At 48.8% G+C, this 23,679-nt stretch carries 17 protein-coding genes; 4 read left to right on the forward strand and 13 right to left on the reverse strand.

Annotated features, from left to right (window positions below):
* Positions 1–214 precede the first annotated feature (214 nt).
* On the forward strand, positions 215–1,072 hold the full coding sequence (locus RS891_RS23530; protein WP_315793341.1) for a CPBP family glutamic-type intramembrane protease: 858 nt from the start codon (positions 215–217) through the stop codon (positions 1,070–1,072).
* A gap of 132 nt (positions 1,073–1,204) precedes the next feature.
* Here the strand turns inward: RS891_RS23530 and RS891_RS23535 are convergent, their stop codons facing one another.
* The 9 genes from RS891_RS23535 to RS891_RS23575 all read right to left on the reverse strand — a co-directional run bounded on the left by RS891_RS23535 (position 1,205) and on the right by RS891_RS23575 (position 13,840).
* Complete coding sequence (locus RS891_RS23535) at positions 1,205–2,068, reverse strand: IS3 family transposase (RefSeq protein ID WP_315796181.1); 864 nt, start codon at positions 2,066–2,068, stop codon at positions 1,205–1,207.
* Positions 2,065–2,385 (reverse strand): transposase, encoded by a 321-nt coding sequence (locus tag RS891_RS23540; RefSeq protein WP_315793342.1) that lies wholly within the window; start codon positions 2,383–2,385, stop codon positions 2,065–2,067. Before RS891_RS23540 ends, RS891_RS23535 begins: the two co-directional genes overlap by 4 nt.
* 232 nt (positions 2,386–2,617) lie before the next feature.
* Complete coding sequence (locus RS891_RS23545) at positions 2,618–6,055, reverse strand: DUF4838 domain-containing protein (RefSeq protein ID WP_315793343.1); 3,438 nt, start codon at positions 6,053–6,055, stop codon at positions 2,618–2,620.
* Positions 6,056–6,065: 10 nt separating this feature from the next.
* Complete coding sequence (locus RS891_RS23550; protein ID WP_315793344.1) at positions 6,066–7,229, reverse strand: N-acetylglucosamine-6-phosphate deacetylase; 1,164 nt, start codon at positions 7,227–7,229, stop codon at positions 6,066–6,068.
* On the reverse strand, positions 7,226–8,008 hold the full coding sequence (locus tag RS891_RS23555) for a glucosamine-6-phosphate deaminase (RefSeq protein WP_309304335.1): 783 nt from the start codon (positions 8,006–8,008) through the stop codon (positions 7,226–7,228). The genes RS891_RS23550 and RS891_RS23555 overlap by 4 nt, the downstream gene beginning before the upstream one ends.
* A gap of 39 nt (positions 8,009–8,047) precedes the next feature.
* On the reverse strand, positions 8,048–10,321 hold the full coding sequence (locus tag RS891_RS23560; RefSeq protein WP_315793345.1) for an Ig-like domain-containing protein: 2,274 nt from the start codon (positions 10,319–10,321) through the stop codon (positions 8,048–8,050).
* A 59-nt stretch (positions 10,322–10,380) separates the two neighbouring features.
* Positions 10,381–11,940 (reverse strand): extracellular solute-binding protein, encoded by a 1,560-nt coding sequence (locus RS891_RS23565; protein WP_076287988.1) that lies wholly within the window; start codon positions 11,938–11,940, stop codon positions 10,381–10,383.
* 48 nt (positions 11,941–11,988) lie between these two features.
* Positions 11,989–12,858, reverse strand: coding sequence for a carbohydrate ABC transporter permease (locus tag RS891_RS23570; RefSeq protein WP_053781400.1), 870 nt, complete (start codon positions 12,856–12,858; stop codon positions 11,989–11,991).
* A 13-nt stretch (positions 12,859–12,871) separates the two neighbouring features.
* A complete protein-coding gene (locus RS891_RS23575; protein ID WP_090953579.1) occupies positions 12,872–13,840 on the reverse strand; it encodes an ABC transporter permease in 969 nt (322 codons plus the stop codon).
* Between the two features lie 494 nt (positions 13,841–14,334).
* On the opposite strand from RS891_RS23575, the gene RS891_RS23580 reads away from it, so the two are divergent.
* On the forward strand, positions 14,335–14,469 hold the full coding sequence (locus RS891_RS23580) for a hypothetical protein (RefSeq protein WP_315793346.1): 135 nt from the start codon (positions 14,335–14,337) through the stop codon (positions 14,467–14,469).
* Positions 14,470–14,650: 181 nt separating this feature from the next.
* Here RS891_RS23580 and RS891_RS23585 read toward each other — a convergent pair whose 3' ends face one another.
* Positions 14,651–15,325 (reverse strand): hypothetical protein, encoded by a 675-nt coding sequence (locus tag RS891_RS23585; RefSeq protein WP_113053668.1) that lies wholly within the window; start codon positions 15,323–15,325, stop codon positions 14,651–14,653.
* A 358-nt stretch (positions 15,326–15,683) separates the two neighbouring features.
* Between RS891_RS23585 and RS891_RS23590 the strand changes: the two genes are divergently transcribed.
* Complete coding sequence (locus RS891_RS23590; protein WP_315793348.1) at positions 15,684–17,969, forward strand: helix-turn-helix domain-containing protein; 2,286 nt, start codon at positions 15,684–15,686, stop codon at positions 17,967–17,969.
* A gap of 76 nt (positions 17,970–18,045) precedes the next feature.
* On the opposite strand, the gene RS891_RS23595 is transcribed toward RS891_RS23590, so the two are convergent.
* On the reverse strand, positions 18,046–19,071 hold the full coding sequence (locus RS891_RS23595) for a leucine-rich repeat domain-containing protein (RefSeq protein ID WP_315793349.1): 1,026 nt from the start codon (positions 19,069–19,071) through the stop codon (positions 18,046–18,048).
* Positions 19,072–19,252: 181 nt separating this feature from the next.
* On the opposite strand from RS891_RS23595, the gene RS891_RS23600 reads away from it, so the two are divergent.
* Positions 19,253–20,437 (forward strand): aminotransferase class I/II-fold pyridoxal phosphate-dependent enzyme, encoded by a 1,185-nt coding sequence (locus RS891_RS23600; RefSeq protein ID WP_315793350.1) that lies wholly within the window; start codon positions 19,253–19,255, stop codon positions 20,435–20,437.
* Between the two features lie 119 nt (positions 20,438–20,556).
* On the opposite strand, the gene RS891_RS23605 is transcribed toward RS891_RS23600, so the two are convergent.
* Both RS891_RS23605 and RS891_RS23610 read right to left on the reverse strand, forming a co-directional pair.
* Positions 20,557–22,605 carry an iron ABC transporter permease gene (locus tag RS891_RS23605; protein WP_113053664.1) on the reverse strand — a complete coding sequence of 683 codons (2,049 nt, stop codon included), beginning with the start codon at positions 22,603–22,605 and terminating at the stop codon, positions 20,557–20,559.
* On the reverse strand, positions 22,602–23,597 hold the full coding sequence (locus RS891_RS23610; protein ID WP_113053663.1) for an ABC transporter substrate-binding protein: 996 nt from the start codon (positions 23,595–23,597) through the stop codon (positions 22,602–22,604). The genes RS891_RS23605 and RS891_RS23610 overlap by 4 nt, the downstream gene beginning before the upstream one ends.
* Positions 23,598–23,679 lie beyond the last annotated feature (82 nt).

Raw genomic sequence — 23,679 nt, forward strand, 5'->3', positions numbered from 1 at the left:
TTGTGCTGGCAACAAGGTGTTGTGCGAAATTATACACTGCATAGGAATAGCTGCGCTTTACCTCATTTTTCAAATCTCGCTACTATACTTTAGTCGTGTTCCTCCTGGGCTAGGGTCTTGGACAAAGACTGGGCTTGAGTTTGTTCTGATTATGGTAAATCCACTGTTATACTGCAAAGCGACATACATATTTTGATTAAAAGGAGCTATCACAATGAGAACAGATTTTAGTACGATGCCCAGCTTGAGTTCAGAGGAGGAAAAGGTCCAAAAAGCCAGGCGAGGACTGCTCGTTTTCTTTGCCATACTCATCCCTCTCTCCATCCTTAGTTATGTACTGATCATGAAAGCACCGATTTTCGGCCTGCTCCTCATGTGGACACCGGGCTTATCCTCCATCTTCGCCCGTATCGTACTGCGTGAAGGAATCTCGGATATTTCCCTGCGGATTGGGGGGAAGCAAACCTTCAAGTCGTTACCTTTCATTTTGCTGTTTCCAGTTGTCATTGGTTTATTCGCTTATGGAATTGCCTGGATTACAGGACTTGTTCAGTACGTTACACCGGAATCATTCATTCAAGGTCCATCAGGCGTTATCTTTGCAGGAACGATACTTGTTCAAATGTTTGCGGGTACTGCAATCGGTATAATCAGCAGTTCAGGAGAGGAGCTTGGATGGAGAGGCTATATGCTCACTCGCCTAATCAACGCCCGTGTACCTCGACCCGTGCTGACGAGCGGAATTATTTGGGGGGTATGGCACCTTCCCGTGATGCTTTTTGCAAATTATTATTCCGGTCCATATCCTGCCTTATCGGTTATCCTATTTATGATTTCAGTGACCTCTTTCAGTTATCTGATCAGCCGCTTGCGCTTAACAACGGGCAGCATATGGCCTGCAATTCTCCTCCATGCATGTTGGAATGCCGTGATTCAGGATGCCTTTGATATATCTTCCAGTGGCAAGAACGTTCTTCTATGGACTGGAGAGTCGGGAATTCTAGTGGCTCTCGCCTTGCTAATTGCAGCATGGATGATGTCGAGAAAGCCTCTTGTCATAAGACATCTATAAACTATTGCTGTGGATGAAGATGTATAAAACTTTTTTTGAGAAGACGATGTTGTTGTATTAGAGTTTAGTTTAAAGACTGACCAAAAGCCCGCACAGTGGTCTTACCCCTGTCAAGTAGACAGATAAAAAAAGCTATGCTGCCAGTGCGCATCGATATTCAATCGGTGCGCGCTGTTTGAGTTTGGCTTGAAAGCGTCGGTAGTTGTAATTGTACATATAATCTTCCACGGCTTGTCGAATCTCTACTTCTGAATTACACTGGTTAAGGTACAGCTTCTCTGTCTTGAGATGCGAAAAGAAGGATTCGATGCATGCGTTATCTAGGCAGGTTGCTTTGCGAGAGTGGCTGCCCTTCACGCCGAATGCTTCTAATCGTGTGTTGTACGCCTGAGACGTGTATTGGAAGCCCTGATCCGAATGGAGCACGGCTTCTGAAACGTCTCTTTTTTGTGTCCATTGTTCCACCGTATCCAATACGAGCTGAACATCGTTCCGTTTAGACAACTGCCAAGCTACAATCTCATTGTTGAACAGGTCTTGAATCACGGACAGGTAAACAAATGTACTTCCATTCGGAATATAGGTAATATCCGTCACCATTTTTTGCTGGGGTGCTGTCGCATGAAACTGGCGCTTCAGGCGATTCGGATAAATCACAGATGGCGTATAGCTGGACTTCTTCCGCTTCTTACGAATTACCGATTGGATCGATAGTTCCCGCATGATTCGCCATACTTTCTTGTGATTAACGTTCAGACCAGCCTCCCACAACGCCGTTGTCATGCGAGGATAACCAAACTCTCGGTTTGCAAAATGAATAGCCATCATGTGTTCTTTGATCTCACGCTCACGGTCTTGTCTTGCGTCTCGCTGCGGCTGTGTTGCTCGCCATTTGTAGTAACTGGAACGGGGTATTCCTGTAATCGATAATAGGCGTGTAATGCCATGCGAGCAGCGCAATTCGTCTATGATATCGTAGTTCTCCCGTTGGCTCAGCGCTTCTCCTTTACTAGATTTGGATACCGCTTTTTTAAATAATCCACCTGTGCTTGAAGGTAATCCCGTTCTTCTTCTACACTGCTAAAGGCAGTACGAGGACGTCCTTTCATTGGATTCGGAACATTGTTTTTTCGCTCATCAAACACTTCCCCGTTTTTCCATTTTTTTACCCACACCTTCAGTTGTGAACAGTTTCGAATTCCTTCGCGATCAGCGACCACTTTGTAACTTGAAGAACCTTCGACATAGGATCTAACTGCATTCAATTTAAACTCTTCGGTATACGTCTGAAATGTTTGTCCTTTTTTGGCCATAAAAATATCCCCTCCAAGTGTCACTTGAACCCTCATGATAACATGAAGGTTTTTTTAAGTGTCTACTTAAAGGGGATAATACCACAGTGCGGGCTTTTTTTGGTCCATCCTGGATCATTACTTTTCAAGCTAGATCGCTTGTAAGAATGAAGTTTGGCAAATGCACGCAAGCTTTCTTTTGAGCTTTTGGATAATTTCATTGCCCTGTTGATCAGCTCATCACTGATAAGTCTCACTTTGATGCTGTCAAGCATTCCACCAGTGCCCGCAGTGAATAATCGGAGGTTGAGCACAACAGTATGCTTCCGGCTGTCTGCGGCAGTACAGCGTCATCATAGGGATTGCGCAGCACCAGATTCAGCAGTGGCTTAACTGCAGCCAAGGCCTCGGACAGTTCCAGCTGTCCTGTGAATAGATGGGCATTAAGGGTGCCCTGGATAACGACATCCGCATCAGCAGCTTGCAGAACCAGAGACTTTATCTGCACGGGATCCGGCTTCATTGCACAGTAGCGCGTCTGCACAACCAAGCCTTCATCCTTCAATTGGGAGGCTACCCTGATTTCCGCAGAACCACTATTATCGGCCTGGGTCAGCTGCTCCTGCTGCGGCAGTATCAGCAAATATTTCAGCGAATCCTTGAGTGGCAGCAGACCCTGCGGGTCCCGACTAACTTTGACAGTCATACGAGCCAGCTTCAGTGCCGCCTCTCCCCACTGCTCTCTGGGAATCGGCTGTGCAGCCGCTTGGTACTGCCGGAATTGGTCATACAGCTGCCGAATACGAAGAACCGACTCGTCGATTCGCGACTCGTGGATGCGCCCATCCCGTACAGCTGCCAGAATACCCGCGATGACTCGGCTCTGGAACTCCGGCGTATGGCACATCAGGATCATATCATTCCCCGCCTGAACAGCCAGCACACCCACATCTTCCGGGCTGAAATTTTTGCGAATTGCCCCCATTTCGATGTCATCGGTGCAGATCACCCCCGCAAAGCCCAACTGCTTCCGCAGCAATTCCGTGGCAAAAAAAGGACTGAGCGAGGCCGGAAGTCCGCCGGATTCCGGAATGTTGGGAAACACCAGATGTCCCATCATGATGGAATCTGCACCAGCTTCAATCGCCTTAATGAAGGGAAGCAACGGCCCCTCCATCAACTGCTCGATCGTCAACTCACATTCGGGCAAAACAATATGTGAGTCTCCGCTCACTTGCCCGTGTCCGGGAAAATGCTTTGCCGTCACGGCTACACCTGCTTCATGCATTCCCTGTATATAGGCGCGGCCGAATTGGGACACCAGCTGCGGGTCCTCTCCAAAGGAGCGAACACCCACAACCGGATTATCTATATTCGTGTTCACATCCAGCACTGGTGCCCAGTTCATGGGAATACCAAGGGAGTGCAGCTCACTGCCGATGATTTTACCGAGCAAAAGAGCGGCTTCCGGATCTTCACTTAACCCGACTGCCCGGTTGCCAGGAACATAGGGAAAAAAGGACTTAAACTTGGACAGGGTCCCACCCTCTTCATCTACTGAAACGTAATAAGGCAAAAGGCTACCGCTCTCTCCGGCTATGTTCTTCACTTCTGCAAGCAGCGTATGTGACTGCTGCTCGCTCTCAATATTATGGGGAAAGATGCCGATGCCCCCGAATCGGTGCTGTGCCATTCTGCCGCGAAACTCCGGCTCGGCCCGAGTCGATGGTGTGCCGACTACACACATCAGAGCTATTTTGTCTTCCAAGCTCATTGCCGTCAGATCGGCTTCTGGATGCAGTGCGTTCAGACCCAGTTCTTGATAGAGCGTGCGCTCCAGATAATCATGCAGATAGAACCTCGATTTTACAAAGTGCTCTGCCATATCAGAGGGCTGGTAACGCTCCAGCGCAGCCTTCATCCGAGGGAGGACGCCCTCACGCCCGCGGCGGTTTCTCGTATAATTGTTATGGAGTGAGCGCCACTCCGCATCGTCTCCGGGATACAGCTCCCAGCGGTAAGCATACTTATGGATTGCCCGCGAACGATCTGTCGCCACCTCAAAATCATGCATTATCGCAATCAGTTCCGCTTCTTCCTTGTGCTCGCGTACTTCGTCCACCAGCTTCCAGATCACATCATAATAATCCTCTACCCTGTAATTGCCGAGGAGGTTGTGTCCAGTAACAGGATCAATGCCATGAAACCGTTCCAGAAACCGGTCGATGAAGGTAGTGGCATTCGCCTTTCGGTTCCAGGCCAAATCCGCATGCAGCAGCATGGGGTACCAGGTGGTTTCGAAAATACCATATGGAACACCGAGGCTGAAAGGCCCCGTCCAGTTAGTAGCAACAACACAGCCAATATCCAACTTGTCGGCCGTCTCTGCCCACTGAAGCAAGTTGTCTGTCCGGTTCAGCAGTACCGGATAATTCTGATGCTCAGCCCAGTCAAAGCTGCGGACTGCTGGCGCTCCCATTACTTCAATGCCGAGCGACCTGAATTTGGCCGCATGTGAAGTCACCTCCGCTTCGATATTGCGTCCGTTGTAGATCCAGATCATGGCGACACTTCGCTGATCCAGCTTAACCAGCTCCTCTGGCGGGCATTTATCCAGCATGTCATGCCAGAAAATTGGCAGTTTCCCCCGTTCTGCCGTAAATGCAATCAGACGATTCAAAAAGGCGATAAAAGCTCGTTCTCGCACGCCTCCAAACTCGATTTTGCAGCGTTCGCATTCGCATAGGCTATAGACCTCGTCACACCCGAGGTGGATATATCGCGAATCCGGGTGGGCGTCGATCATCTCCTCGAGTAAAGAGGTTATCAATCCAAAGGTTTCCGGATGCGATGGGCAGATCTCCCCGGTGGACCGCTCTGTCTCGCGAAGATGCCGCCAACCTTCGTGGCGTAATACATATTCCAGATGTCCGAAGCTCTGCTGGAGTGGAATAATCTCTATAAAGTGCTCGTGGGCGTTCTGCTTCAGTTCTTCCAGTTGTGAACGACTTAACGCATGTTGTGGATGTGCGAACTCGGGATGCGACTGAAATGGGAACTTATCCTCGTATTCAATCAAAATCGCGTTCGTCTTATAACGAGCGATATCAGCCAAATACCCTGTCAGCAGTTCCGGCTTCGAGAACGTCTGACGCAGGTCAAAGTTCATTGCGCGTAAAGATGTGTCCGGCCAGTCGGTTATGGATACCGCCGGGATGACACCATCCGGTCCAAGCAGTTGTACCAATGTCTGTAATCCATAAAATAGACCCGCCGCATCCAGTGCGTGGACTTCAGCCCTGTCGGTCGACACCTCCAGCTTATATCCTTGTGGACGTCGGTCCAGCCCAGTCAGATCCATTCTGTCTTGTTGAGTAAATGAAGGGACATCAGAAATGACCTGGCTATTCTGTTGCGCTCCCAGAACTTCATGAACTGCATGCGATCCGTAGTCCTCATCATTGACCACCTGCTTCGTTTCCTGCTCTGAGAAACGTCCGATTACTAACAAATAACCCTTTTCTATTCTGGAGCATATATATTCCATTCCCGGAAATGCCCTGCGGCAATGAATTCCCAATCTGGGATCATCCTGTTCCATGAAAAGACCCCATTTTTCCTCTCCATTCAGTCGCAAGGCTTCTCCTTCGCTCGCTGCAATTTGCTTCGGTTGTGGTATCAAGCTCGGCATCGCTCTCCTCCTATTCTCGGCTCTGTGGACTGATCCGGCCATTCTTCCAACACTGCAAAACACTTAACTTTCCACCATCGATGTTGAAGCTAACGATATCCGCAGGCGCTCCGACCTCAAGTCCGGCAGCCTGTTTAAGCCCAAGCAGCCGTGCCGGATGCACCGATGCACAGTCCCAGGCATCGGGAAGCCCGGACAACCCCGCTTCCACAAGATATCCCACCTGATTCGGCAGCATCATCGCCGAGCCAGCCAACAGCTCCGGCTGGCCGGCAAGGTGCAGCCGACCTTCGGCCGTCAATACCACATCTCCGCCGATATGCAGGTGGTAGGAACCTGGCGGCATTCCGCTCAGTGAGACAGCATCACTGACCAGAATGGCGCGGTTCCGTTTCATCCGGAGAATTACGGCCAGCACGGACAACGGAAGATGATGACCATCCGCTATCATGCACCCATACAGCTCATCGGCCGCCAGCTGTTCCCACAAGTAGTTTGGATGACGCGGAAGCATCAAGTGCGCACCATTACCAAGATGTGTAGACATCACTGCTCCTGCGGAGACCGCTTCCCTGATCTGTTCTGGCGTTGCTGCCGTATGTCCGATCGAGACAAGAATGCCGGATTCGCAGCACCGGGCAATAAATGAAGCTGATCCAGGCCACTCGGGTGAAAGGGTAATGATGCGAATTAACCCATCGGCGGCATCCTGCCAACGGCTGAGCGCCTCCCAATCAGGCGGAACAATATGCTGGCTTGGGTGGGCGCCGCGTGGGCCATTCTCCGGCGAGAGGAATGGGCCTTCCAGATGAATGCCCACAATCCCTTCGGCCGCATCCGGGTTCAGCCGAACGGCTTTTGCAATGACAGAAGCCGCCTCAGCCAGCCGTACGGAACTGTTTGTAATCAACGTCGGGCAAAAGTTGGTAACACCTTGACTTTGCAGCTTCCGGGTCAGCTGCACTACCATATCTGGACATAGCGGGGCTGTGTTCAGATCCAGCCCCCATCCACCGTTGACCTGTAAATCCACCAGTCCAGGCGCAAGCCAGGGCAGGCAATCTACGGGAGGCGACATTTCAAGTTCAGTAACAGCAGTGATACGTCCATCTTTGACCTCCACCTCAATGGGCAACCCTGTTCTGTAGTGCTTCCCGATCATTGGCACACTCACAGGTCGTAGGCTTCCCGGTCTGTGAACATCGTTATGCCGGGATGGGTTCGCAGGATGGTAGCAGGACATGCCGTGCTGATCGGATCATGTAAAGCTGCCGCAAGTGCACGACGCTTGGATGCTCCTGGCACAATTGCAAACAGCTCCCTTCCAGCCATCAACGTTGGCACAGTAAGAGTCAACGCCTCCGCAGGCACATCATCCAGATGGGCAAAGCACCCATCGTTCACCTGCTGACGGCGACAGGCTTCGTCCAGTTTCACTGCTTTGACGATCCTCGAATCTTCAAAATCGGCAACAGGCGGATCATTAAAGGCGATATGCCCATTCTCTCCAATCCCGAGGCAGACGATATCAATAGGAGCCGCACGCAGCAGGTCTCCATATCTCTGACACTCCTGCTCCACATCTTGTAGCCCATCCAACAGCTCCACCCGCCCAGGCTGCACCCGACTGAACAGCCAATCCGTTAAATATTGACCAAATCGCTGGGGAGCGGTATCCGCCAGACCCATATATTCATCCATATGAAAGGCACAAACCCTTGACCAATCGATACCTGGCTCCCGTACCAAACCTTCATATAATTCGTTTTGCGAAGGAGCAGCAGCGAACACCATGCGTACCTGACGCTCCGAATCCTGAAGCAGCTGTCTTAATCTGGCCCCAACCGCAGCCGCAGCGGCTGCCCCCATCTGATTCCGATCTGCATAAACCTGTACAGACATGTGCTCAATGATATGAGTCTTGAGCGGTTCCACCAAGTCATTCATATTCATGTGCTTCCCCCTCCTTCAAGCCGTTTCTTTCCTGCTTGTTCAATTGCTGGCATTCATCAGCAGTGTTGAATGCGGCGAATCATGACCTACTGCGTAGTAATAGCCGTTGTAACGGATTCTGCGAGGTTCAAAACCAACCTGTCTGCCCGTTCCCACCGCTTCCGAGACAAGCGTCACGCTCCCATCCACTCCGGTTGTCCCGCTGGTGTAACGCCCCGCCGAATAAGTAAATCTCCCTTCGACTTTCGCCCCCGCAAGTACCGCGCCTGTATCATAATCTCTGACCTTCAGTGTGACGGATACCCCTGATCCGCCATAGACCAGATTCATGTCTGTTACAATCAATGGCTTCAATGTGGTACTACCAGTGGTCGCTGACATTTCATCAGTGAGAGGCCCGATATTTCCACCCAAATCACGGGCCGCAATACGATAGTAGTATGTCGTATCCGGCAGTAGCCCTTTGTCTTGGTAATTCAGTGCGCGAGCGAGTCCGACGATATCCGCAGCAACAGGTGTGAACCCCTGAACGGTACTTCGGTATATCACATAGCGTTCTACTTCCATGTTATCTGAAGCCATTCCATACTTCAGATGTACAGTCTGATAATCAGTGGCCTCAATGGAAGGAACCCCTGAAAGGGCGGAAGGAGCTTCCTGGTCATCCGGAGCTGTCCAAACTACACCGCCCGGCCCCCAATAAGAAGGAAGTGCCCGGTAGGAATCATAGTGATGGACGGCAATGCCGCCAAAGGAGCTGCTCTGCCCGTAAGCTGCATATACCTTATCCAGCTCGGCCTCCATGTGGATGCGCCCCTCCTCCCAGAAGGTAATGGTCTCCGGGTCGCCGCTATTGGCGATATCCAGCGTTTCCACACCAATCACCACGGAATTCGGCTTGCCGATCTGATCCGCATAAGCCAGCTCTCCAGCAGCCCCGGCAATAATGCCAGCCGAGCCATCCGCCGTATCCCGGTAATCCATAATGGAGATATAATCTGATATATCCTGAACATGCTCAGACAACCATTTGCTGGAGCCATTCCATGAAATATTTGCTGCTTGATCCGATGTGTCATACCACTTCGGCACAGCAGGACCGAACGGAAGCCAAATACCTGCGGTATCCCGGCGATCAATCATCTTTTGCAGGCCATCCAGGTATTCCTTCTGCAGGAAATGACTTGGGTCTTTAAAGTCGGGAGAGATATAAGGCTCAATATCCACATTGATGCCGTCAAACTTCTCCGTATCCCCCGCTGCAAGGTTGTAATTGATCACCTGCTCCATTTCCTGCACAGCATGATGGTGATATTTCTCGTAAGCGCCCATATAGGCCGGCGTAGTGCCGCCTGCAATTAACGCATGCACTTGCAGATTTTTGCTGTGCGCCCAACTCACGAAAGAACGTAACTCCACTTCCTGCGCTTCCAGCGCATCGTATCCGGCATAACCGCCTACTGCGAGATAAAGCGTCTGAACCGGTGTTTGGCCGAATGTCTGCGTATCGGTGATGAATGACTCCAGCACCTGACGTGATCCAGGGTTCAGCAGCAGCTTATAGCTCTCCGGTTCCCAGATCCACATGGCCCGCTCCTGTACAGGCAGAGGAACGGCAGTCTCATGCGTCCCGGTTCCCACCTGAGCATACACCGTCGGGCTATAACCGTAACGCTCCGGCGCGCTGGCTGCTCTGGCCTCCAGACTGACCGTGCGATCGCCAAGTCCCGCCGTGTCCCAGAAGTATACATACTCGGAGCCTTGTTGAAGAGCCTCCTCCCATGGCCCGCGGTTCACCCGAACCTCTACCAGCATGATTGGAAGTGGAGAGCTGGTCTCGACAGAGATCTCCACCTGACCGCTAAGAGCTACGCCCTCAGATGGTCCCGTGATGGTTACTACAGGAACAGCACCTGCCGGGTTATTAACGGTAAGGATGGCCGGTGCTCCCCATACCCCGTAACGGGTGGACGTATCCAGTCCACGAACCACCAGTTCCACAATCCCGTTATAGCCTGAGGTATCCAGCATATAAGACCATGTGCCGCTGTCATCCCCATCCGGATCATTTAATACCACTTCGAATTGAGCCGTTCCGTCCACAAACAGTCGAATGTCATACAAGTCGGTATAACTGCCCCCAATTTCCACCAGCCCTCCATCCGACACATATCCGCCCGCAGGCGCATCCAGTGAAATTGAACCCGCCGCTTCTGCCTTGCCAGGGACAGTTATCCCAATCGTCACCATACAGATCAACAGAAACAATCCCAGTTTGAATCCGGAGTACACACGCAGATGCTGCTTTTTCATAAGCGAAGCCTCCTTTTGCCATTCTGTAATGGTCTAGGATTCCTGTGCCTTACATTCGCTCATTTCGCGCTCAGCTGAACATTCTGAACACGGTCATACGCTTCCTTATAGGTGTTCAGCAGCTTATCTACCCCAAGATTGTTAATTTCCTCTACGTACTTCTCCCAATCCGCCAGACTCCGGGAACCCGTAACAAATTTGGCAAAGCTCTCGTCACGGTGCTTCTTGATTGCCTGCCCGGTAATGGATATGACTTCATTTTCCACTTCTGTAAAAGCTGGTCTTGGCTGCATTGCGGGAGGGTCATATTTGACCGCTTCTTCATAGGCATGCTTCAGATCGTCCGAGAATAGTGACAAATGCGCGTTGAAATCAATCCAGGTGTAGGTTCCGCTCGTTTGAAGCCCTGTCTGTTTGCGCATTTCAATGACATCGTTATACTCCGGCTTGAACTTGATCGTATCGCCTTCCTTTATAAAGGTCTCGCCCTCTACACCCCAGCTGCTCAGCGTACGTCCTTCCTCGGAATAGAAAAAGTCCATGTACTTCATCACATCATCAATGTTCTTGGAGGTCGAAGCCACCGTCAATCCGCCTTCCATATAATGAAAATACGGATTTAGTTGTTTCCCCCCTGAAATACCTGCCGGAGGGGCCAGAAACTGCATGTTGAACTCTGGATTTTCCTGCTGCATGGCATTATTGAAGAAATCAATCCGGCTGATATAATCAATGGTTACAAATGATTTTCCAGTCGAGACCATATCCTGCCACTGCTTGGTTTGCAATGATAAGAAGTCGGGTGGGACCAACCCTTCATCGTAAAAACTTTTCCACATCCCTACCATGGCCTTGTAGTTGTCTTCAGTCGGTCCATAACGCCATTCCTTCTGGTCAAAATCATAGTAGGCACCCTCACCCGTTCCGTAGTTCACCGTCATATTGGCATTCATCTCATCCGGGATCTGACCGTAACGGATCGAGAGCGGGTAACTGTCCGGGTATTTCTCCTTCAGCTTCTTCAGCGCTGCATGCAACTCTTCATAAGTTGTTGGAACCTGAATGCCTTCCTTGTCAAAAACATCCTTACGGTACATCCAGATCATACGATTCGTCTCGCCGAAGCCCTGATTGGGGAACATATACATTTTACCGTCTGCGGACAGGGCAGCCTTCGCTTCCTCGGGATATTGCTTCATCCATGCCTTTAGATTCGGCATACTGTCCATATACTCCATCAGGTCCACCAACGCGCCCTGTTGACCAAACTTGTTCGAATCCTTGCGATTGGGCATATACATCAGATCAGGCAGCGCTTTGGAGGCAATCGCAAGGTTCAGGCTCTCATCCAGCTTGCCGGAAGGTGTCTGCACTTCCAGCGTGACGCCCGTCTTTTCCTTCAACCAGCTCCAAATGGGCCAGCTCTTGGAATAAGGAAAAGTGGCATTGTTGTCCAGCAGGGCCGTGAAGGTCTTTCCCGCACCGGTGGAATTATCGGTTATTCCGGTACCATTTCCCTTGGTATCTGTTTGCGGGTCGGCACCCTTGCCGCCGCTGCACCCTGCCACCATCGTAACTGCAATCAGCAGGGGAAGTATTACCGATTTCCATTTGCCCATAAGCTTCTCTCCCTTAACCTGAATTCGCGGTGCATTTCTTGCCTCACTTTAACCTTTGACCGCACCAACCATGGCTCCCTTGACGAAATACTTCTGTACGAACGGATAGATGACCAGAATTGGCAGGGTTGAGACCATGATGGTCGCATACTTGAGCGATTCCTCCACCACCAGATTATCTCCCCCAATGGATGTTACGTCGCCTGAGCTTGCGCTGCCGGCCAGCACGAGATTACGCAGCAGCACCTGGAGTGGAAATAAATCGGGAGACCGTAGATAGAGCAGTGGAAAGATAAAGTTGTTCCACATACCCACAGCATAGAAAAGGGCAATCGTGGCAAAGGATGCCTTGGACAGCGGCACAATAATACGTATGAAGATACCAATATCGTTCAAACCGTCCATCCTGCCCGATTCCTCCAGCTCTTTGGGGATGCCTGAGAAGAACGTGCGCATCAGAATGAGGTTCCAGGTGCTAACTGCACCCGGGAGAACCATGCCCCATACGGTGTCCACCAGATTCAATGAACGGACCACCAGGAAGGTCGGAATCATCCCACCGCTGAAGAACATCGTAATTACAATCAGGACGGTGAAGCTATTACGCAGTGCCATGTCCTTTCTGGACAATGCGTAAGCTCCAGTGGAGGTGACCACCAGCGAGATCAGTGTACCAAGCACAGTGTAAATGATCGTATTTCGGTAAGCCGTCCAGATTTGCGGATCGCCGAGCACCAATTTGTACATGCTCAGATTAAAGCCTTTGGGCCAGAAGGAAATATTGTTTTGGATGACGTTTACGTTGCTGCTGAGGGAAACCGCCAGCATATGAAGGAACGGATAGAGTGTAACCACAACAACGAACAGCAGGATTAGCGATGCCACAACGTTAAACCAAGAAAATCGGAGTGATTTCACGCCACACCTCTTTCTACCATAGACTGGTCTCACTTAATCGGCGGCTGAGCCAGTTAGCCGTATAGATGAAAATCAGACTGATGACTCCCATGAACAAATCAATGGATGCCCCATAACTGAAGTTCCCCTGTACCATGCCTACCCTGTAGACATACGTGCTGATAATATCCGCTGTATCGTAGATCGCCGGATTCTGCATCAGGAAGACTTTCTCGAAGCCGATCTCCAGCACTTTGCCGATATTTAGAATCAGTGTAATGACGATCGCGGGAGATATACCGGGCAGTGTGACATGCCAGATTTTGCGCAATCGGCTTGCTCCGTCCATATCGGCGGCTTCATACAACTGCGGGTCGATGGCCGTCAGCGCGGCCAGATAAATAATGGTTTCCCACCCGATATGCTGCCAGATTTCCGAAAGGACGTAGATGCCCCGGAACAGCCCGGGCTCATTCATGAAATTGATCGGTCCAATGCCGATCCCTGCCAGCAAATTGTTAATGAGCCCTCCAGTTGGAGACAGAAACATAATTACCATACTCGCCACGATTACATTCGAAATGAAATGCGGCAGATAGCTGACGGTCTGTACAAAGCGCTTGAATGCTGCCCTTCGTACCTCATTCAGCAGAATGGCCAGCAGGATCGGGGCTGGAAAGCCGAACACCAGCTTATACAGTCCCAGCAGAAACGTATTCTTCATCAGCGGCCAAAAATCGGGATTCTCCAGAAACATCCGATAATATTTGAATCCCACCCAATCACTGGCCCAAATTCCTTTAAACAGATTGTAATCCTTGAACGTGATGACCAGACCAAACATCGGCGCATAGCGGAAGATCAAATAATACAGGAGGCATGGCAGGAATAGCAGCCATAGCGCCTTGTTCCTGTTCCAGGTTCTGATCAAACGCGACTTCCGCCGAGGCGGCCGGTGCGCTTCCTTTTGCAGTGTACGTTGCGTTACGCTAGCATCAGCCATCGGCATGCCCCCTCTTGCTTAAATGAGTTAAATCGACTTTTATGTCAGATAACTTACCCTGAAATTCCGGGGTTCGTCTCCGAATTATAGCTGTATTTCTTTAGAAAGCGCTATCTACATGTTATATAACTTTTCGCCTTTACTCCTTTTTTCCAGATATCCGCGTATAATTCAGTAAAAGTGTATATTGTTTGTGTCAGCTTTATGCCGCTATGATAGGATTAACTACTCGATCCGGGGCTGTATTCAAGGGGGAATGTCATAATGCAGGGACTGCTTCAAAACACAATTCTAGCCTCACTCAATTGGATACTGAACAGCCAACTTGGGCATTATTTACTCCAACGTCCGGGGGCTACACTCTTTTGCCCACTTTGAATAAGGGGAAGAGAAGGCTTTGCTGGGTGAACTAGCTATAGAAGTAAATGAAGAAATTACACACACCTGGGAAAGGGCAAGATCAGCAACTTGAGCCAGAAGGAAGGTGGCGATACGTGGAAATGCCCGGCAATCAGGATACTTACGTTACTCATATGAAAGCAAACCAACCACCGAAAGGGATTATGGAACGAAACTTCATCACTCAAATGCGCAGACTGCACGGATTGTCCGCTGAAAAACAAATGTAAGAAGGCCGCACCTTCCCCCTTCACCGGATGAAGAGACGTAGAGCGGATTTTGCAACTGAAAAACGTCATATGGGACAGTGGCTAGCACTTGTAAATGCGAGCCATGCCCTTTGACGACATTTTTAAAATATGTACCCGTTTAAACCACTGAAAATAACAATCCAATTGCTAGGGGAATTCATCAGTTAATTGTGCTCACCCATTCCGTGTTATTCCAGATATCAGGATTGTCAATAGTCTGAGTATCTCCACGTACAGATGAATCATAACTATCCTTACTACTAGTATACCAATCAACAATAACTAACTTTCCACTCGAATTTTGCACAAGAAATTCAGTAGGTTCAGCAAAGTCACCTATATCCTTATGAACACGTGCATCTAATTTCAAATAGAAAAAACTATTATCTCCTCCAACATACTCTACTTGTCTAGCACCAATATCAACGCTTGTGACCTGATTATAGGTAAACTTGTTTTTAAGGAATAAATCATATTGAGATGAAACTTTTTTCTGCGTATATTGTTTAAGGTTTTCGTTATCGATATAAGTATCCAAATCAATTTCCGAGCCGTTCCAAATCGCTTTATAATATCCAGACAGAGCTTCTGCACACATTTTATAGGCCGTTTCAGAATCCCCAGCAGTTAGATCACTTTCGTTCTGAGCTAAAAATTCTGAGGGAACTTTTGATAAATCCCCTTTTGTGCTCAGCGCAATTTCTGTGTTTTTAGAATCCTCCGCATTCGTATCACCTACAACAACGGCATTGTTATCTTCATTAGTACTAGTATTAGTCTGTTCGCATGCGCTAAGGGTAAGCACAATTATTATTAACAGGTAAGCACGTTTCATTGCAATTCCTCCAGTGAAAATATTGTTCAATTCCTGTCATTAAGCAGGGGAAGTTCTTTTTGAAGCACAAGACTTCAACCAAAGATTGTAGTGAGGTGCACCCTCTCTTGCTTAGAAGATTGTAAATTGACTTGAATGTGAGGTAACTTCCCTTGTAAATCCAGAGTACATTTCCTCATTATACCAATTTTCATAAGGAAAGCGCTATCTACATGTTATATAACTTTTCGCCTTTACTCCTTTTTTCCAGATATCCGCGTATAATTCAGTAAAAGTGTATATTGTTTGTGTCAGCTTTATGCCGCTATGATAGGATTAACTACTCGATCCGGGGCTGTACTCAAGGGGGAATGTCATAATGAAGGGACTGCTTACAAGCAAATTTGCGCTGAATGGACTGTTTGTCAAGCTAATGCTGAGCTTCCTCAGTGTCATCCTGATTTTGGCTTCATTTAATCTGTTCTCCCACCTGTACTTAAGCAACAAGGTCTATCAGGAGATGGTCAGACAAAATGAACTGGGCCTTGCACAGACCGTCGAAGGATATGAGAATCATTTCCGACTGACCCAGAATATGATTCTGGCCCTCACTCAATCGGATACCTGGACAGCCAACCTTGGCATTTTGAGCCACATTAAGGAGAACCGCCGTTACGATATTCCCGCAGAGGTGAAGTCGGACCTCTCCACGCTGTACGCCAATCCTTTTCTGCATATTGACAATTTCATTCTCTATTTCAAGCAAGAAGACTATGTACTGGAGAAGGAAGGTCTTAGCAGTGCCAGTGATATGTTCGGTAAATATTATTATAGTAAAGAATATCCTCCGGACTACTGGAAAACGCAAACGATGAACAACCAGTTTCTGAAAGTCATGCCTGCAGCAGCTTTTACGGAAAATACCGTTCACTCATCACGTTCTCTCGGTCAACTGATGCCGCTCATGATGAAAGCCATTCCCTACGAAGATGTGTATGGCATTGTTATGCTGGATCCACAGCGTATGCAGGACACATATGGCGATGCCGCTAATAATCCGTTCTACATTCTGGACAACGAGGGACGCCTGCTTTTTACCACGATGGAGGAGGAAATGCAGAATCCGCAGCTACCTGCAGACGGGAGCAAACATGAGCGTATTGGGGATCAGTATTACTTCTATGAAAAAGGTAAGCAAACCGGATTTACCTATGTTCGTGTCACTCAGGCCGCGGTAATCGCTGCGGAAATGCGAGGCATGCAGCTGCTGCTGGCTTTCCTGCTTGGTGCTGCTGTACTGATTAGTGTGATCTCCTCCCTGTTTTTCAGCTTACGACTAAATCAGCCGCTCCAGCGCCTTATTGCCGCTCTGGACCGAAATCCGGACAGCGGTCCTAACAAATGGAGCAGTGTAAAAGAATTCGCCATGATCGGGGACCGCCTGAGCTCCATTCTGGAAAAGAACCGTTACATTCAAAGCGACCTTGCGCAAAAGAACTCTCTCGTGCGTCAGTATGCTTATATCCATAAAGTAAAAAATATACCGCTCAGCTCCTATTTGGCGGAGCTTGAGGATGCCCAGCATTCCGAGCAGCCTTATGTCTCCATTCTGTTCAAGGTGGGCTTCAAATCACAGCCGGATGAATTCGGGCAGCATACCCTGTTATTATGGAAGCTGATTCAAAGCCTGTTCACCAGCAGCCAAACCAATAGCGTTGCCATTCAGCCCGAGCAGGACCAACTGCTCCTGCTGCTGTTCGATCCAGGTCCACAAAGTGGTATTCTTCAAGCGCTCGATACACTGAAGGAGTTGCTGGCTGTCGAGGAAACCCTTTATCTGACCATCGCGGTAAGTCCGGTGTATTCCAGAGAAATTCCTTTTACCGATACGTACAGCAATCTGTCCATGTTGTTAAAAGAACGCAGGCTGAATGGGGATACACAAGTTATTGTGGAGCCGCGCGCTTCTTCGTCAAATGCCTTCCATGTGAAGGTCACCTATGGGGAGGAACTGCACAACCTGCTGCAATCCGGCAATGAAGAGGCCGTATTCGCTTGGCTGGATCGCCAGCTGGAGCAACTGCAGCACAAGGATGCGGCCGCAGAAGACTTCCGCACCTTTGCGATTGGCGCAGTCGAACAGATCAGCAAGACGGTGATGAAGCTGAATTTGACGAACATCGAATCCGAGCTTCGCTCTTCTCCTCCGGGAGAGACATTTGCTAGTTTCCATTCCATGCAGCAATACAGAGAATGGCTTCAGGCGCTGGCTCAACCGGTGCTTGCGGCAGTACGCAGCCAGCTGGAAACACGTGATCCGGTTATCAGCTTTGTGCTGGACTACCTGGATCATCATTATGGGGAAGATATTAATTTGAATATCGTCGCCGACAAATTGAATTTAACATCGGGGTACCTCTCCAGTATTTTCAAGGAAAAGACTAACATCAACTTCAGCGAATATCTGAACAATCTGCGCGTTGAGCGGGCCAAGGAACTGCTTGTGAATGTAGATCTGCGAATCCAGGACATTGCGACACAGGTCGGCTATCAAAATGTGAACTCGTTCATCCGTATGTTCAAGCGTCGGTATGGGCTGACCCCCGGAGAATACCGCAAGCGTCATGCGGGTGATGAGCCCTTTATCTCCTCCAGCCATGGTTAGCCAGGCGTGGGCCGGTATGGACCGAGGATTGTAAATACACAAACGCCCGTTTCGGAGGCGGGCATTTGTGTATGGTTTACATTAGAATTTTGGAGAGGTGCACAAGAGCCATCGAAGGAATTCGCTGTTCTTCAGGAATTTGTTCATAGAGCAGGTGCCCTTTTCCCGCTTCAATCATTTGTTTGCTCATACTGGCAATCCGACCTTTACTATGATCAATAAAACGAAAATCCACCTGCCGTAAACTTTGCATTTCAGTCAAACGTTCGAATGCCTCAGCCTTGATCCCCTTATGTATCTCTTTCAGTTCCAGCACCACCAATTGATCCGCAGTCCACAGGTTCTCAATCTCTTGCAGAGACTTCATGAAATCAAGTTCAAGCTGCCGTAGATTCTTCATGTGCGAGAAGTCGCACAGCCGCTTGATTTTGGGCAATGACAGATGCAGATAGACCAGATGATGTAATGCCCCCACTGCATCGATCTCGGTCAGATTCTTTACGGACGATAATCTCAGCATATGGATATTCGATTCAGCCAGTACTTTGAGTGAACCATTCAATGTACAGTGATCAAGAGCCAAATACTCAATAAATGGCAAGTCTGCAACAAAATCAAGCTGATCAATGTCACAGTTCAGGACGAGGGTATTCAACCGAATGCAGTCCTCAATCGGCGAGAGATCGGGAAATTTCCCGCTAAGTGCGAGGTAATTCAAGTATTTGTAATTTCGGATGAAGTCCAGGTTTTGCTTTTTGGGTGAGCGAATGTTCAGAAACTCCATCTTTTGAAACGCACTCAATATACTTAAATCCTGTGGTTGCTTGAGATCCAACTGCAAAGCGGTGACATGTTTTAAACCAGCAAGTGCCTCCAGAAACTCTTCTGAATACCGCCCCTTCACATCTGTATTGGACACATTTAGAATCAAATCAGGTCGTTTGGCAAACACATGTTCATCCAATTCTCGCAGATCATGCATCTCGTCCAGCCCGACAACAAAGCTAATCGTAGCCCTGTTCCGCAGTTGAACGATAGCCTTGTCCATTTTATCCTCGTTCCAGGGAAATCCACTCATTGAAGCGGCCCACGGTTCGTTCATTACTGGTCACCCTCCAATTCTCTGATACTTATCTATGTCTAGCTTTCCTTTAATTGTAAATCAAGAAGAGTATATTGAGAAGTCGGATACACATTTCGTGGTTACTTATCACCTGAAAACTCTGCTATAATACCTCCAAGTGTTATTCCCCAAGGGGAGATCAGGATGGAGGATAATCATCATGAAGTTTGCTAAACGAATGGAACATTTCAGTGAGGGGATATTCACACGTTTGCTGGAAATCAAGAGGCAACGACTGGAGAATGGAGAACCTGTCATCGATCTAAGTGTAGGCACACCCAATATTCCCCCAGCCCAACATATCATGACGGCTTTATGCGAGGCAGCAGCAGATGCTTCAAACTATACATATGCTGTAAATGATCAGAGCGAATTGCTGCAAGCAGTCAGTGAATGGTACAAGCGCCGTTACCATGTTGAACTGAACCCGAAAACCCAAATTTGTTCCTTGCTTGGATCACAGGAAGGTCTCGCCCACATTTCGTTGGCGATCGTTGATGAAGGAGATCTGGTCCTTGTACCCGATCCTTGTTATCCAGTCTTTGCAGATGGACCTCTACTTGCAGGAGCCGAACTGTATTATATGCCCCAAAAAGAAGAACATGGTTATGTTATTCAAATTCAGGACATTCCTGAAGCTGTTGCGCGCAAAGCAAAATTCATGCTTGTTTCCTATCCGAACAATCCCACGACAGCAATGGCACCCGATCAGTTCTATCTCGATCTGATTGAGTTTGCCAAGAAATATGACATTATCGTTCTTCATGACAATGCATACAGCGAGCTGGTGTTCGATGGGAAAACATGCGGTAGTTTCCTTGCTTATCCCGGCGCGATGGATGTAGGCATTGAATTCAACTCGTTTTCCAAAACCTATGGATTGGCTGGGGCGCGGATCGGCTTTTGTGTGGGGAACCCTGATGTGGTATCCGTGCTTAAAAAGCTGAAATCCAACATGGATTACGGCATGTTTCTTCCAATTCAGAAAGCTGCCATTGCTGCAATCACAGGGGATCAGAGTGAAGTTGAGCGGGTCAGAGATATCTACGCGGAGCGTAGAGATATTCTTTGCGAAGGATTCACCAACCTCGGTTGGCATATTGCCAAACCTGAAGCCAGCATGTTCATCTGGAGTCGGATTCCAGACCACTACGATACCTCGGAACAGTTTGCCATGGATTTGGTAACACAAGCGGGTGTAATCGTAACGCCCGGGAGTGCCTTCGGACCTTCGGGTGAAGGATATGTGAGATTCGCTTTGGTTCAGGATAAAGAGACGTTGCAGCAAGCGATCCAATCGGTAGATAACAGTGGAATGCTAAGAGAAAAAACAACTAATTTATAACACGAATGAAAAAAGCTATCATAAGAAATATCCCCTCTAGGTAAGCAATGAGAGAGAACATGTTTACATGAACTCAACACTGAAATCCAGAGGGGATTTTTTTATTTAGGATCGAAAGTTTAGGCCGATTTGCGCCAGTTGGAACGGTACATTAAATAGAGGAAATACGGCGTTCCAATAATCGCAATCAACAACCCGGATGGAATCTCGGTTGGTGCCATAACAGTCCTTCCGATTGTATCCGCCAGCACCAGCATCACTGCACCGACCAAAGCCGACAGAAACATTGACCGTCTTAATTTGTTTCCCGTCAATAGACGGACCATATGTGGAGCGATTAGCCCGATAAATCCAACCGTTCCCACACAGGCGACTGCACCTGCGGCAAGCAAAACACCAACGGTCATAGCCAGCAGACGTGTCCGACGAACACTCAAGCCAAGACCTGAAGCACTATTATCGTCGAATACCAACAGTTCGAATCTTCGCGCCAGCCACCACGCAAGCGGAATCAAAATCAATAGGAATACCCCAATGATCTTCACTTGATCCCACGTACGTGCATAAGTACTGCCTGTCAGCCAGATAAAGCCGCTACTGCCATATACAGCGCCGCGAACAATCAGAACCTGAATGCCTGCGCCTGCAATTGCAGACATGGCGATACCCAACAATACAACTGCAGAAGGATTGAGACCCTTCTTCCAGGATAAAGAGAATACGATTGCTGCAGCGATACCTGCGCCAACAATCGCCGCGATAGGCAGCAAGAACACTGGAAGACCAGGCCATAGAATGATGACCATCATCGCACCCAAGCCTGCGCCTGACGACACGCCCACGATGGACGCGTCAGCAAGCGGGTTGCGGACGGCCATCTGAATAAGCACACCGCTGATCGCCAGCGCAGCACCTGCACCTGCGGCGACAAGAGTACGCGGAATGCGAAGCTGAACAATGGCCGAGTATAGCCCATCCGATTGAAACAGGCTTGGCAAAAGATCGGCCATTGGAATGCGCATCCCACCAAACATCGTACTAAGGAGAACCAATACTAACGTTAGTACCGTAAAGATAATAGCAATAGGGCCAAATGCCCAGCGACGAGAACGTGCTCCTGTGCTCATTGAGGTAGACATGCCTGATCCATTTGCTGCCTTCATTCGTGTAAGTACAAGCCAGATCAGCCATGGTGCACCAATGATTGCCATCACGGCCCCTGTCGGCAACTCCAGACTGGAGTTATGAACCATCTTGGCAAGCACGTCTGCACCGACCAGCAGTGCTGCGCCCCACAAGAAAACACCAGGCAATAACAATCGATTGGAACGAATTCCACTCAATCGAACCAGATGAGGTGCCACCAAACCCACAAAGCCAATTGGCCCAATTACACTGACAATAACCGCTGCCAGCAACACAGCAATAATCAACCCAGTGGCACGGGCCATGCCTACTTTTTGCCCGAGTGAAGAAGCAGTTGATTCATCCAACTCCAACATATCCCACTGCCGGGATAAAACCAGGGCAACGATCGTAATTCCAATGACCCAAGGCCATGCGTAAATTACACCGCTCCAGTCATTCTGAACAAGCGTTCCTGATCCCCATAGAAATAATGCCTGAGTCTCCTGAGAGAAGAAAATATGCAGCGCGCTTGTAAAAGAACCAAGTACCATCGATACAATCATGCCGGAGAGCGCAAGTCGTACTGGACTTGACGTCCTCCCCCCGCCCATGAAGTACGCTGCGGCAGCTGCCAGTAATCCACCGAGCACGGCGAAAAGGAAAGGCGATTGCTGCATCAAGCCTGGGAAAAAAATTGTTCCCAACACCACAACAAAATAGGCCCCCGCATTGATGCCGAGTGTGTCAGACGCCGCGAGCGGATTGCGTGTAATGGTCTGTAACAACGAACCAGCAACAGCAAGCGCCCCTCCAGCGAGTATACCAATTACCGTTCGCGGCATGCGCAGATCCCAGATCATATTATGTTCCAGTGTGTCCTGCCTGCCCATAAGTGAATCTACAACCGTATGGAGTGGAATTGAAGCTTCTCCATAACACAGGCTTACAAAAAAAAGCACGATGAGAGCGGTTAGACCGCCCCCATAAATGCTTAATGTACGCCAGTTAAACACTGGTCGGGAATGTTGGACCGAACTCATTGGGTAATCGCTCCAACAACCCCGTCAACCAGAGCTTTGGACGAGATAGGTCCACCGAACGTCCATGTTGTGCTATCCAGTTGATAAGTGCGTTTATCTTTGACAAAATTCAGACCTTTCCAGACTGAATTGTCTTTCATTGCTGTGCCAAAAACGTCATCATCCGGTTGTGTGATGTAGATGAAGTTGCTGTCCTGAACAGCAGGTAGAGATTCAATACCCACCGTTGAGAAACCATACCCTTCAATCTTGTCCGGCTGCCAGTCGTTAACCAGTCCAACCTTCGCCAACGTGCCAATTACGACAGCGTTATCGGTAAACATGCGAAGACTTGCTGCATTTTGATACGTAAATGCTTGTGTCAGTACATAATGGAATTCCGATTTGTCGGCAGCAGCAAGTTTATCTTTGGCTTCTGCATAATGCTGATCGAGTTCATCGAGTACCTTCTTCGCTTGGTCTTCTTTTCCAAGAGCTACCGCGATATTGTTGAACGTTTCCGTCATTTTGTCATAAGTATAGCCATCACCCGTATACAGATCATATTCAAGCGTTGGTGCAATGGCATTGAGTTGATCATAGATATTCGAATTTGAATTGGCGATAATCAGATCCGGCTTCAAAGCTGCAATCGCCTCCAGATTTGGCTCGTCACGTGTTCCAACATCCGTCACCGTGTCATCCAGAGCTGCTTCGGGAGTCACATAGACTTTATAGTTGGCGTTGTCTGCACTACCTACTGGCTGAACACCCAGTGCTACTACATCTTCCGTATATGTCCATTCCAGCGTAACAACTCTCTTAGCGGGTTTGTCCAGTTTGAGTTCTCCACCACTATGTTTAACTGTAACAGGACCTGCTGTCTCTTCAGTCGGCGTGCTGCCGGAAGAGGCATTTTCATTTGTATCTGTTGTGCTGTTGGCTTTACCGCAACCTGTCAGAGCAAGCGCCAAAACCGTCAGCAGTAAAAATCCGTTTAAGCTTTTTTTCATATCCTACTTCTCCCCTATTTATATGTATTTATATGATAACAATTATCATTATCACTAATGGATTATCCCGTAGGATTGCGAT

The organism is Paenibacillus sp. BIC5C1 (assembly GCF_032399705.1).
Lineage (GTDB): Bacteria > Bacillota > Bacilli > Paenibacillales > Paenibacillaceae > Paenibacillus > Paenibacillus taichungensis_A.